This is a genomic window from Streptomyces sp. NPDC007872, from assembly GCF_042868165.1.
In the GTDB taxonomy this organism is placed as follows: Bacteria; Actinomycetota; Actinomycetes; order Streptomycetales; family Streptomycetaceae; genus Streptomyces.
Genome location: NZ_JBIAEA010000001.1, coordinates 1,088,815 through 1,101,562 on the forward strand (window position 1 = coordinate 1,088,815; position 12,748 = coordinate 1,101,562).

Genomic DNA, 12,748 nt, shown 5'->3' on the forward strand with positions numbered 1-12,748 from the left:
TTGAGAACGGTCAGTTGAGGAGACTGCCCTGGAGTTCCGCCCGGAGATCGGGGGTCAGGACGGTGCCCGCGCGGTCCACGAGCAGGGCCATCTCGTAGCCCACGAGGCCGATGTCCGCCTCGGGGTGGGCGAGGACGGCCAGCGAGGAGCCGTCCGAGATCGACATGATGAAGAGGAAGCCGCGCTCCATCTCCACCACGGTCTGGTTGACCGCACCGCCCTCGAAGATCCGGGACGCGCCCGCGGTCAGCGAGGTCAGTCCGGACGCGACGGCCGCCAACTGGTCGGCGCGGTCCCGGGGGAAGCCCTCGGACATCGCCAGCAGGAGTCCGTCGGCGGAGACCACCACCGTGTGGGACACCCCGGGGGTGTTGTCCACGAAGTTGGTGATCAACCAGTTCAGATTCTGCGCCGCCTGGCTCATGCTCACACTAACGCTCCTGGTTGTAGGTACTGCCCGGGCCGAGGCCCGATCCGTTCGTGTCCGTTCCCGCGTTGCGTCCCTGCTGAACGCCCCGGCGCAGGTTGCTCAACCTGCCCCGTACGTCCTCGGGTGCGCGGGAGACCTGGGGGCCGCCCTGCGGGGTCTGCTCAGCCGTGCCCTCGACCAGGTTGGCCTTCGGGACGCGTCGGGGGAGACCGGACGAGGTGACCCCGCCCGCCTTCGGGTCCTTGAGCTTTCCGGCCCGCTGCCAGCGCTCGTCGTTGGTCGAGCGCCATGCGTCGGGACCGGTGGCTTCGTTCTGCTGCTGTTCCGGCTGCGCGGGCTTGGCCGGCTGCGGCGTCCGCTGCGTCGGCGGGGCGACGCTGCCGCGGCGCGGCAGTCCGGCGTCGGTCAGCGCGTGGCCGGCGTCCGGGGCGGGATTCGGAGGAGTCGGACCCGGACGGTCGAAGCCTACGCGGTCGGCGGCCTGTTCGGGAGCGGCCTGGGCAGATTCCGGTTCGGTCCGGTACTCCTGCGCGTAACCGCCCTGATAGGCGTTCTGGTCCGGCCACTCCGCCTGGTGGGACTGGGGATCGAACGCCTGCTCGTACTGCTGGTGTTCGGCTTCCGGAGTTCCGTACGAAGCTTCCGCATAGCCCTGCTGAGGGTACGCCTCGTAGCCCTGCTGAGGACTCCCGTAGCCGTCGGCCCGGGGGGTGCCGCCGTAGCCGTCCTGCTGCGGGTAGCCGGCCGCGTACTCCTGGCCGTACTCCTGCTGCGGCTGCTGGTGGCCGTACTCCTGCGCGGGGGCGTACTCCGCCGCGTACTCCTGGCCCTGCGGCTGCTCCTGGGCGTACTCCTGGCCCTGGACGGCCTGCTCCTGCCCGTACTCCCGGGCCTGGCCGTACTCGCCCTGCGGCTGCTCCGCCTCGTCGCGGAAGAGCGGACGGTCGCCGTTCTGCGCCCGGTCGCCCAGGGCGGCACGCCGCCCCTCGCGCCGCAGCGAGCGGTTGACCGGGTCGAGGGTCGGCTGCTCCCCGTCCGGCTGCTGCTCGTAGCGGGAGTCGTCGAAGCCGAGGTCGGCCGCGGTCAGCATCGGCTGCGCGGGAGCGGCCTCGAAGGCGTTCTGCGGCTGCTGCTGCTGTTCCGGGATGATCTGGGAGACGGTGAAGTCGTCCTGGATCGGCTGCTCGCCGCCACCGCCGTGCGTGATCGCGTCCGGCAGCATGACGAGCGAGGTCGTCCCGGCCTGCTCGCCCGAGGGGCGGAGCTGGACCCGGATGCCGTGCCGGTCGGCGAGCCGGCCGACCACGAAGAGGCCCATGCGCTGCGAGACGGCGGCGTCCACGGTCGGCGGGTTGGCCAGCTTGTGGTTGATGTCCGCGAAGTCCTCGGCGGTGAGGCCGATGCCCTTGTCGTGGATCTCGACCATCACGCGGCCGTCGGGGAGACGGGTCGCGGTGACGCGGACCTTGGTCTGCGGGGAGGAGAACGTGGTGGCGTTCTCCAGGAGCTCGGCGAGCAGGTGCACGAGGTCGGTCACGGCCTGGCCGTGGATCTCGGCCTCCGGGACGCCCGCCAGCTCGATGCGCTCGTACTGCTCCACCTCGGAGGAGGCGGCGCGCATGACGTCGACCAGGGGGACCGGCTGGTCCCAGCGGCGGCCGGGCTCCTCGCCGGCGAGGACGAGGAGGTTCTCGCCGTTGCGGCGCATGCGGGTCGCCAGGTGGTCCAGCTTGAAGAGGTTCTCGAGCTGGTCCGGGTCGGCCTCGTTGTTCTCCAGGTCGGTGATGAGGGTGAGCTGGCCCTCGATCAGCGACTGGTTGCGGCGCGAGAGGTTGGTGAAGATCGCGTTGACGTTGCCCCGGAGCATGGCCTGCTCGGCGGCGAGCCGGACGGCCTCGCGGTGGACCTGGTCGAACGCGCGGGCGACCTCGCCGATCTCGTCCTGGGAGTCGATCGGGATCGGCTGGACGCGGGTGTCGACCCGGCCCGGCTCGGTGCGGGAGAGCTGGTCGACCAGCATCGGCAGGCGCTGCTCGGCGATGCCGAAGGCGGCGGTCCGCAGGGTGCGCATCGAGCGGCTCATCTGGCGGGCCATCATCCCGGCCAGGACGAACGCGGCGAGCAGGGCGACGACGACGACGGCGCCGTTGAGCCAGGCGTCGGACTTGGCGTCGTCGGAGATCGCGACGGCCTCGGTCACGGCCTTGTCGACGAGGGCCTTCTCGACCTCGCTGTAGCCCTCGAACTTGGCGGTGGCGATCGCCATCCAGGTCTCGGGGGTGATGCCCCTGGCCTTCAGGTCCCTGATGCCCTCGGGGCTCTTGGCCGTGCCGATCGCGGCGGCCACGCCGGAGTAGACGGAGCCGTCCTTGCCCTTGGGCGGCTCGACGTCGGCGGCCTGCATCTGCTTGGCGCCCTCGGCGGCCTTGGAGGCCATGACCTTCTTGAGGAGCTCGACGTCCTCGGGCATGCCGCCGGAGCTGAACTCGCCGAGGGCGATCTGCTCCAGGTAGTTGTACGAGTTGAACGCCACGGACTGCTGGGCGAAGACGGCCTCGTCGCTGCTGGGACGGACGAGGAGCTGGGTGCCGATGGACCGCTGGAGGGACTCGGCGCCCTTGGCGAGCTGGATCGCGTAGACGCTGCGGCCGTAGCTGGTGATGTTGCCGGTGCCCAGGCCGAGCTCGTTGGAGAACTCGGTCAGGTAGTGCTGGACGGCCGTGTACCCGAGCTGGGTGTTCACCGGGTCGTAGGAACGGGAGTAGGCGCCCTTGCGGAGCGCTTCGAGCTTCGGCTCCTCGTCCTTGAACAGGCGCAGCCGGCGCTCCAGGCCCTGGCCCGAGGGCAGGTTCCTGGCGGCCTCGTCGAACTTGAGGCGGGCGGCGTCGGTCGCGGCGTACGCCCGCTGGACCTCGTCGGCCTTGCGGTCCTCGGGGCTCTTGGCGACGAGGAGGGGGGCGGCGGTGAGGTCCCGCTCGTTGAGCAGCGCGGTGCTGTACTCCGAGGCGGCGCGCACGATGAGCGCCGTCTTCTCGGCGTCCTGGGCCTCCTGCCAGGTGTCGATCGACCCCTTGACCTGGAAGCCGCCCATGACGAGGCCGACGAGCACGGGTATGAGGAGGATCGCGTTCAGCCGGGTGGGCACCCGCCAGTTGCGGGGCGACAGCTTGCTGGAGCTCCCCGCGACCGCCTCGACGGGCGGAGGCGTGACGGGCGCGTCCGCGGGCGACACCGCCGTGCGCGACGGCGGCGTGAAGTTGCCCCGCGTCTCCTGCTCCGCGGAGCTTTCCTTGCTTCGCCTCACTCGACCAACAACCTCTCGGCGTCGGCACCTACGTTGTGCCGGTGTTTCGTTCAGGGCCGTACTACTCGGGAGTTCATGAATTGCAGCACGTGGAGGGGGTCCCTTCCAAACAATGGGACACCGCTACTTTCCGTGGTCCAGACCGCGAATAAAACGGGCATAAAGAGCGAGCCCCGCCAAAAAGCGGGGCTCATGTGAGCGCAGTGACACCGATCGGATGCGTCGGGTGTCCGAGGCGCCCCAATTCTCTGTCGAAACGTTATGAACACGGGGGCGGCCGTGTCGAACGACACAGACCGCCCCGGCGGCACGGGGCAACGGCCCGTTCCGCCCTCCTACTTGAGCCGGGCCATGAGGGCGTGCTCGACGAGGGTGATGAGCGCGCTCTTGGCGTCGGCGCGGTGGCGCGCGTCGGTGGTGATGATGGGGGTGTCGGGGCCGATCTGGAGGGCCTCGCGCACCTCCTCGGGCTGGTAGGGCTGGTTGCCGTCGAAGCCGTTGAGGGCGATGACGAACGGCAGGCCCGAGTTCTCGAAGTAGTCCACCGCCGGGAAGCAGTCGGCGAGGCGTCGGGTGTCGACGAGGACGACGGCGCCGATGGCACCGCGGACGAGGTCGTCCCACATGAACCAGAAGCGGTCCTGTCCGGGGGTGCCGAACAGGTACAGGATCAGGTCCTGGTCCAGGGTGATGCGGCCGAAGTCCATGGCCACGGTCGTCGTGGTCTTGCCACCCGTGTGCGTGAGGTCGTCGATGCCCGCCGAGGCGGACGTCATGACGGCTTCGGTACGCAGCGGATTGATCTCCGAGACCGCGCCGACGAACGTGGTCTTGCCCACGCCGAAGCCACCCGCCACCACGATCTTCGCGCTGGTGGTCGACCGGGTCGCACCGCCGCTAGAGCTTGCGAAGTCCACTGAGCACCCTTTCGAGCAGAGTCACGTCCGGCGTGCCGCCGGTCTCTCCGTTGCCCGGCTGGTGGATCGCCACCATGCCGGCCTCCGCCAGGTCGGCGACGAGGATCCGGGCGACGCCGAGCGGCATCGACAGGAGGGCCGACACCTCGGCCACCGACTTGACCTCGCGGCACAGGTGGCAGATCCGCTGGTGCTCGGGGAGCAGCGTGGCGAGGTGCGCCGGGTCGGCCGTGGTGCTGACCAGCGCCTCGATGGCGAGCTGGTAGCGCGGCCGGGTCCGGCCGCCGGTCATCGCGTACGGACGCACCAGCGGCTGGTCGCCCTCGTGCCCGTACTCGTCGACTGAGGAGCCGTACGGATCGTGAGAGGCGGGGGGCGGGGTCATGAATCCTCCGGGCGTGACAGCAAGGCTTCTGCCGTCTGATGGGGCCGGTGGGGGGCCGGGTGGGGCGGCCGGACGGTGAACGGTGTCCGGGGCGGTACGGAGGGGCGCACCGCCCCGTCGGTCCTTCGGTACGGGGGTTCGGGGTCCGGGTTGCGGGTCCCGCTAGTGGAGCAGGCTGCCCTGGAGCTCCGCGCGGAGATCCGGGGTGAGCACGCTGCCGGCCCGGTCGACCAGCAGCGCCATCTCGTAGCCCACGAGGCCGATGTCGCACTCCGGGTGGGCGAGCACGGCCAGCGAGGAGCCGTCCGAGACCTGCATGAGGAAGAGGAAGCCGCGCTCCATCTCCACGACGGTCTGCGCGACCGGTCCCCCCTCGAAGATCCGGGACGCGCCCGCGGTCAGCGAGGTCAGTCCGGACGCGACCGCCGCCAACTGGTCGGCACGGTCGCGGGGGAATCCTTCGGACATGGCAAGCAGGAGTCCGTCGGCGGAGACCACCACCGTGTGGGACACCCCGGGGGTGTTGTCCACGAAGTTGGTGATCAACCAGTTCAGATTCTGCGCCGCCTGGCTCATCGCGTTCAACTAACGCTCCTGCTGATGGTTCGGACCGAGGTGGTGATTACCCGTGGTCGAGTTACCGGCCTGACGGCCCTGCTGAATGCCGCGGCGCAGATTGGTGAGCCGGCCGCGGACGTCGTCGGGTGCACGCGAGACCTGGGGGCCGGCCGTGTGGGCCTGCTCCTGGGCGGTCCCGGGTACGAGGTTGGCCTTCGGCACGCGCCGGGGGAGGCCGGAGGTGGTGACGCCGCCGGCCGCGGGCTTGCGCACCCGCTCGGCCTGGCGCACCAGCTCGTCGTTGGGCGAGGACCGCCAGGCGGCCCCGCCGTTCTGGTCGCCGCCCTGGCGGGGGGCCGGGGCGGAGGACCGCGGCACGACCGGGGCCTGCCCCGTCTGCGCCGGGTCCTGGGCCTGGGCCTGCTGGGCCGCCTGGTCCTGGTGGAACCAGTTGGTCTCCAGGTTGTCGTACAGCGGCGTGCGGCCGTCGCCCGCGCCGCCCGCCGGCGGCAGTGCCTCAGGACGGCGCGGCTGCTGGAGCTGCGGCTGCTGGGGCTGCTGCCGGACCGGCTCGGCCGGACGCGGGGCGCCGAAGTCGTTCCCGCCGTTCCGCTGGGCCGGTGCCGGGGGCTGCTGGTGCTGCTGCGGCTGCGGTACGAAGGGCTGCCGGCCGAACTGCTGCTGCTGGCCGCCCTGGTACCCCTGCGGGGCCTGGGGCTGCTGGTGCTGCTGCGGGGCCTGCTGCCCGAAGTCGGGGCGGGGGAACTGGCCGGTGGAGCCGGGACCCTGCGGGGCGCCGAAGTCCGGGCGCGGGAACTGCGCCGTGGACGCCGGGTCCTGCGCACCGCCCTGGTACCCCTGCGGGGCCTGGGGCTGGTGCGGCTGCTGCGGGACCTGCTGCGCGCCGAAGTCGGGGCGCGGGAACTGACCCGTGGCGCCCGGGCCCTGCGGGGCCTGGGGAGCCGCGAACCGGCCCGTGGCCTCCGGGTCCTCGTGACCGCGCGGAGCGTCCAGCGGGGACATCTCCTGCTGCGGACGCCGCACCGGCTGCTGCTGGGCCTGCTCGGCACCCCAGCTCGCGGCCTGCGGACGCTGCTGCTGGGGGTTGCCGCCCGGCAGCTCGGCGCGCGGGAAGTCGTACCCGCCCTGCGGCGCCTGCTGCTGCGGGCCCGGTCCGGCCTGCGGGGCGCCCTGGTTGCCCCACACGTCCGTACGGGAGGGGATGGCGCTCGCGGCGCCGCCGATGAGGCCGCCGCCGCCCGGGCGCGGGGCCTCGGGGGCCTGGGGCGCCTGCGGGTTCTGGGGGACCTGCGGCAGCCGGCCGGTCTGTTCGAGCTGCGCGTTCTGCGGCTGCGGGGTGCGGTGCTGCGGAGCGCCCTGCGGGCCGCCGGCCTGCGGAGCGCCGTCACGGGCGGGCAGCGCGGCACGGGGGCCGCCCGCACCGACCTGGCCGCGCGCGGCACCGGCACCGGCGCCGAGGCGCCCGGCCGCCGAGGACGGCGCGCCGCCCTGGCCCGGACGTCCGCCGGGACCGCCGGCCGCGCCGGGGCCGCCGGGCAGCAGGCCGCCCGGGGCGGAGGCGCCCGGAGACATCGCGCCCTGGCCGCCCGCGCCCGGCTTGGGCATGGGCTTCTTGCCGCCCTGGGCGACGTCGACCGGGAGCATGACGAGCGCGGTGGTGCCGCCCGAGTCGGAGGGACGGAGCTGGATGCGGATGCCGTGTCGCAGGGACAGGCGGCCGACCACGAAGAGGCCCATGCGGCGGGAGACCGAGACGTCCACGGTGGGCGGCGAGGCGAGCCGCTCGTTGATCGCCGCGAGGTCCTCGGGGGAGAGGCCGATGCCGGTGTCGTGGATCTCGACGAGCACCCGGCCGTCGGGCAGCGCGTGACCGGTGACCCGGACCTTGGTCTGCGGGGAGGAGAACGAGGTGGCGTTCTCCAGCAGCTCGGCGAGGAGGTGCACGAGGTCGTTGACGACCCGGCCGGCGACCTCGGTCGCCGGGACCGCGGCCAGTTCGATGCGCTCGTACTGCTCCACCTCGGAGGCGGCGGCGCGCAGGACGTCGACCAGCGGGACCGGGCGGGTCCAGCGGCGGCCCGGCTCCTCGCCTGCGAGGACGAGGAGGTTCTCGCCGTTCCGGCGCATACGGGTCGCGAGGTGGTCGAGCTTGAAGAGCGAGGAGAGCTGGTCCGGGTCGGCCTCGCGGGACTCCAGCTCGGAGATGAGCGAGAGCTGGCGCTGGATGAGGCCCTGGGAACGGCGCGAGAGGTTGGTGAACATCGCGTTGACGTTGCCCCGGAGGAGGGCCTGCTCGGCGGCGAGGCGGACGGCCTCGCGGTGCACGTCGTCGAAGGCCGCGGCCACCTGGCCGATCTCGTCCCGGGAGTGCACGCCGACGGACTCGACGGAGGTGTCGACGTCCTGCGGGTCCGACTCGGAGAGCTGCTTGACGAGCTCGGGCAGGCGTTCCTGGGCGACCTTGGTGGCGGTGTCCTGGAGCCGGCGCAGCGAGCGGATCATGGACCGCGCCACGACGAAGGCGCCGACGAGGGAGACGCCGAGGACGAGCAGGATCAGCGCACCGTTGATGATGGCCTCGCGCTGCGACTCCTGCCGCAGCTCACGGGCCATGGACTCCATGTCGCCGAGCAGGACGCTCTCGATGCGGTCCATGGCGGCGATCTTGGTGCCGTACTCGTCGGTGAAGTTCAGGTGACCGCGCTTGGCACCGCTCTGCATCGCGTTGTCCGAGTTCAGCACGCGCTCGGCGTACTTGTCGGCGTTCGAGATGGAGGGGTTGCCCCGGTTCAGGGTCGAGGTCAGCTCGTCGGCGTCGCCGCCGATCGACTTGTAGATCGCCTGGAAGGACTTGAGCTCGACGTTCTCACTGTTGCGCGCGGCCTCGCCGTACAGCCGGTCGCCCTGGGCGATCCTGCCGGACGTCCGGTCGCTCGGGGGCAGCGCCGCCGCGATGATCGCCTGCTGGATGGAGGCGTACTCCTTGGCGGACGAGAACGCGGCGAGCGCGCGGGTCCGCTTGATCATCTCGGGGTTGCTGGTCGCCTGCGCCATGTCCTGGGACAGGCTCAGGAGCGAGCGGATGAGGCGGCTGTACGCCTCGACCGTCACCGAGTTGGAGACGTCCTTCTTGTACGCGCTGCCCCGGATCGAGTGGAGCTCGGTGACCTGCGAGGCGATCTGGCTGACGTTCTGCCGGATGCTGCGCAGCGCCTCGTCGCTGTCGGAGGAGGGGATCTCCTCGGTGGCGGCGAGGAAGGCCTTGAGCTCCAGGTCCGTCTTCCGGCGCGGGTTGGCGACCTGGTAGTCGCTGACCGGGCGGTTGTTGGCCAGCGGGCCGGCGGAGTGGTCGCGCTCGGCCTGGAGGGCCTTGGCGAGGTCCGTCGCCTCACGGGTCAGCTTGGTGAGGAGCTGCATGTGGTCGAGCTGCTCCATGTCCTGGAGCGACTCGTTGATGCGGATGCCGCCCAGGGCGGTGGCCGCGACCACGGGGAGGGTGAGGAGCGCGACCAGGCGCGTGGAGATGCGCCAGTTGCGGAGGGCTATTCGGGGGCCGACCTCGTTCTCGGCCTTGGGCGCGGGGGCGGCCGACGGCTCGGACGCCGCGGCCGCGGCGCCCGCGCGACGGCCGCCGTCACCGCCCTCGCCGGACGGTCCCTGACCCTGGTTCGGGGTGTGCGGGGCCGAGGGACCGCGGTCGGTCCCGGCACGCGGTTCCTGCTCCGCCGGAGCATCCGCTCGGCCCTGGCGGGCCTGGGGAGACCCCGAGCCATCCCTCTTGAAACGTCCCTGCACTAGCGTCGCAACCTCTGGACCAGGCGCCCTTCCGGATGAACGGAGAGGGCGGTGTCGGTGTCGATCGGGGTGTGTGGAGCACCCCAGGTGGTCGTCGGTGACCGGCGCAGTTCCCCCTTCGTCCCGCCACTCGGCCGGCGCTGCGTCGCGCCTCCTGCGCGCCGGCTTGAAACCCGCGGCGGTGCGGGAATTCCAGCACAGTGCCGGATCTCCAACAAGGGCCGCGTGTCGCGCCGGGAAGGGTATGACAACGCGTGCCCGGCGCGTCACCCCATGTAGAAGATGATCACGGAGGATTCGGACTTTTCCTCGCCAATGACCCGGCGTCCCCGTGTGTCCCAGTCGCCATGATCAGGAGCGGAATAGAGCATTCAGTGGCGGAATGTCCCTTTCCGTGGTGACCGAGGACTGTCCGTAATGCCTGGAATATACCCTCACGGGTGAGCAAACTCACACGCCGATCGATGTCTTAGCCATGCATTCGAAGGGAATTCCATGTTTAGCCTGACGCCTTACGCCCCTTACGCGCCCGCCCGGGCGCCCGTCCCGGAACAAGGTCTGATCACCGCGATGAACAAGACGACGCTCCGCACCACGGCCAACCCCCGCCGCTCCACCCTCGTCCACCTCGCGGACGCCGCACAGCTCGACCGGGGCGCCCAGCCGGAGTACGCGGCCGAGCTGCCCGGCCGGACGGCCAACCCGCGCCGCACCGTCCTCATGCAGGCCCCGGCCCCGTACGAGCCCGCCCCGTACGCCACGGTCGCCCGCTGACGGTCGCGTCCTCCCGGGGCCCGCCCCCACCGGCCCGTACGCCTGTCCACCGCCGTTCGGCGGCCCCTCGCCGCGTTAGCCTGGAGCGTCAGACTCCAGCCAGTACCAAGTGAGGGGCGACAGCACTCGTGCGCATCGCCAGATTCTCCATCGACGGCAATGTGGCCTTCGGCGCCGTCGAGGGCGAGGGACCTGCCGAGTCCGCCGCGTCCGGCGGCCTCGTCCTCGACATCATCAAGGGCATCCCGTACACCGACTTCGAACTCAGCGGCACCAAGGTCCCGCTGAGCAAGGTACGGCTCCTGCCGCCCGTGCTCCCCAACAAGGTCGTGGGCATCGGCCGCAACTACGCCGAGCACGCCGCCGAACTCGGCAACGAGGTCCCCGACGTGCCCGTCGCCTTCTTCAAGCCCACCACCTCGGTGATCGGCCCCGGCGACGCCATCGAGTACCCCTCCTTCTCCGACGAGCTGCACCACGAGGCCGAACTGGCCGTGGTGATCGGCCGCATGTGCCGCGAGGTCCCCCGCGAACGCGTCCAGGACGTGATCTTCGGCTACACCTGCGCCAACGACGTCACCGCCCGCGACGTGCAGAAGCGCGAGAAGCAGTGGGCCCGCGCCAAGGGCTTCGACACCTCCTGCCCGCTCGGCCCCTGGGTGGAGACCGGCCTGAGCCTCGCGCAGGCCGGCGACCTGACCGTCCAGGCCACGGTCAACGGCGAGCAGCGCCAGCTCGGGCGCACGAGCGACATGATCCGCTCCATCGAGGACCTGGTCGTCCACATCACCGAGGCCATGACCCTGCTCCCCGGCGACGTCATCCTCACCGGCACCCCGGCCGGGGTCGGCCCCCTCAACGTCGGCGACGAGGTCGCCGTCACCATCGAAGGCATCGGCACTCTCACCAATAAGGTGATCAAGCGTGGCTAACGCGAACTCCCCCAAGCTCTCGACTTCGCTCGAGCAGGGGGTACCCCCCCGCGTCCGTTTCTGTCCCTCGCCGACCGGCAACCCCCACGTGGGTCTGGTCCGCACCGCCCTCTTCAACTGGGCCTTCGCCCGGCACAACCAGGGCACCATGGTCTTCCGCATCGAGGACACCGACGCGGCGCGCGACTCCGAGGAGTCGTACCAGCAGCTCCTCGACTCGCTGCGCTGGCTCGGCCTCGACTGGGACGAGGGCCCGGAGATCGGCGGCCCGCACGCGCCGTACCGCCAGTCGCAGCGGATGGACGTCTACAAGGACGTGGCCGACAAGCTGGTCGCCGGCGGCTACGCGTACCCCTGCTACTGCACCACCGAGGAGCTCGACGAGCGCCGCGAGGCCGCCCGCGCCGCCGGCCGCCCCTCCGGCTACGACGGCCACTGCCGCGACCTCACGGACGAGCAGAAGACCGCGTACGAGGCCGAGGGCCGCACGCCGATCGTCCGCTTCCGGATGCCCGACGAGCCGATCACCTTCACCGACCTGGTCCGCGGCGAGCTCACCTTCACCCCGGAGAACGTGCCGGACTACGGCATCCTCCGGGCCAACGGCGCCCCGCTCTACACCCTGGTCAACCCGGTCGACGACGCCCTGATGGAGATCACCCACGTCCTGCGCGGCGAGGACCTGCTCTCCTCCACCCCGCGCCAGATCGCGCTCTACAAGGCGCTGATCGAGCTGGGCGTCGCCAAGGAGATCCCCGCCTTCGGCCACCTGCCGTACGTGATGGGCGAGGGCAACAAGAAGCTCTCCAAGCGCGACCCGCAGGCCTCCCTCAACCTCTACCGGGAGCGCGGCTTCCTCCCCGAGGGCCTGCTGAACTACCTCTCCCTGCTCGGCTGGTCCTTCTCCGCCGACCAGGACCTCTTCACCGTCCCCGAGATGGTGGAGAAGTTCGACATCGCCGACGTCAACGCCAACCCGGCCCGCTTCGACCTCAAGAAGGCCGAGTCGATCAACGCCGACCACATCCGCAGGCTGGACGTGAAGGCGTTCGCCGAGGCCTGCGAGCCCTGGCTGCGCGCCCCGCACGCCCCCTGGGCACCCGAGGACTTCGACCGGGCCGCCTGGGAGGCCATCGCGCCGCACGCCCAGACCCGCCTGACCGTCCTCTCGGACATCACGGCCAACGTCGACTTCCTCTTCCTGTCCGAGCCGGTCTTCGACCAGCCCTCGTGGGACAAGGCGATGAAGGGCGAGCCCGCCGCGCTCCTCACCACCGCCCGCGAGAAGCTCGACGCCGCCGACTGGAGCGACCCCGAGTCCCTCAAGAACGCGGTCCTGGCCGCCGGCGAGGCCCACGGCCTCAAGCTCGGCAAGGCCCAGGCCCCGGTCCGCGTCGCGGTCACCGGCCGCACGGTCGGCCTGCCGCTCTTCGAGTCCCTGGAGATCCTGGGCAAGGAGAAGACCCTGGCCCGCGTCGACGCGGCCCTGGCGAAGCTGGCCGCGTAGGCACCGCACCGGTGTGGGGGAGGGGGGGGGGGCCCCGGGCCGGGGGCCCCCCCCCCCCCGCCCCCCCCCCCCCCGGGGCGGGGGGCCCCCCCCCCCCCGGGGGGGCGGGGGGGGCACGAGGCCAC

Annotated in this window: 9 protein-coding genes; 3 read left to right on the top strand and 6 right to left on the bottom strand. The window is 71.7% G+C overall.

Features of this window, described 5'->3' with window-relative positions; all coding sequences use genetic code 11:
* Positions 1-10: 10 nt before the first annotated feature.
* The 6 genes from ACFYNX_RS04435 to ACFYNX_RS04460 form a co-directional block, all read right to left on the bottom strand.
* Positions 11-424 (bottom strand): roadblock/LC7 domain-containing protein, encoded by a 414-nt coding sequence (locus ACFYNX_RS04435; protein WP_026057603.1) that lies wholly within the window; start codon positions 422-424, stop codon positions 11-13.
* Positions 425-431: 7 nt separating this feature from the next.
* Complete coding sequence (locus ACFYNX_RS04440; RefSeq protein ID WP_388657522.1) at positions 432-3,734, bottom strand: nitrate- and nitrite sensing domain-containing protein; 3,303 nt, start codon at positions 3,732-3,734, stop codon at positions 432-434.
* Between the two features lie 335 nt (positions 3,735-4,069).
* Positions 4,070-4,651 (bottom strand): ATP/GTP-binding protein, encoded by a 582-nt coding sequence (locus ACFYNX_RS04445; RefSeq protein ID WP_386371769.1) that lies wholly within the window; start codon positions 4,649-4,651, stop codon positions 4,070-4,072.
* Complete coding sequence (locus tag ACFYNX_RS04450) at positions 4,632-5,036, bottom strand: DUF742 domain-containing protein (protein WP_121834079.1); 405 nt, start codon at positions 5,034-5,036, stop codon at positions 4,632-4,634. The genes ACFYNX_RS04445 and ACFYNX_RS04450 overlap by 20 nt, the downstream gene beginning before the upstream one ends.
* Before the next feature lie 162 nt (positions 5,037-5,198).
* The gene (locus ACFYNX_RS04455) at positions 5,199-5,612 is read right to left on the bottom strand and encodes a roadblock/LC7 domain-containing protein (protein WP_015036421.1); all 414 of its coding nucleotides are present in this window, start codon (positions 5,610-5,612) and stop codon (positions 5,199-5,201) included.
* 9 nt (positions 5,613-5,621) lie between these two features.
* Complete coding sequence (locus ACFYNX_RS04460) at positions 5,622-9,410, bottom strand: nitrate- and nitrite sensing domain-containing protein (protein ID WP_388657525.1); 3,789 nt, start codon at positions 9,408-9,410, stop codon at positions 5,622-5,624.
* 570 nt (positions 9,411-9,980) lie between these two features.
* Between ACFYNX_RS04460 and ACFYNX_RS04465 the strand changes: the two genes are divergently transcribed.
* The 3 genes from ACFYNX_RS04465 (at position 9,981) to gltX (ending at position 12,623) form a co-directional block, all read left to right on the top strand.
* The gene (locus ACFYNX_RS04465; protein ID WP_388657528.1) at positions 9,981-10,184 is read left to right on the top strand and encodes a hypothetical protein; all 204 of its coding nucleotides are present in this window, start codon (positions 9,981-9,983) and stop codon (positions 10,182-10,184) included.
* Between the two features lie 128 nt (positions 10,185-10,312).
* Positions 10,313-11,116, top strand: coding sequence for a fumarylacetoacetate hydrolase family protein (locus ACFYNX_RS04470; protein WP_388657530.1), 804 nt, complete (start codon positions 10,313-10,315; stop codon positions 11,114-11,116).
* Positions 11,109-12,623: a glutamate--tRNA ligase gene (gltX, locus tag ACFYNX_RS04475; protein WP_388657532.1), complete on the top strand. Its 1,515-nt coding sequence runs from the start codon at positions 11,109-11,111 to the stop codon at positions 12,621-12,623. The genes ACFYNX_RS04470 and gltX overlap by 8 nt, the downstream gene beginning before the upstream one ends.
* Positions 12,624-12,748: the final 125 nt, after the last annotated feature.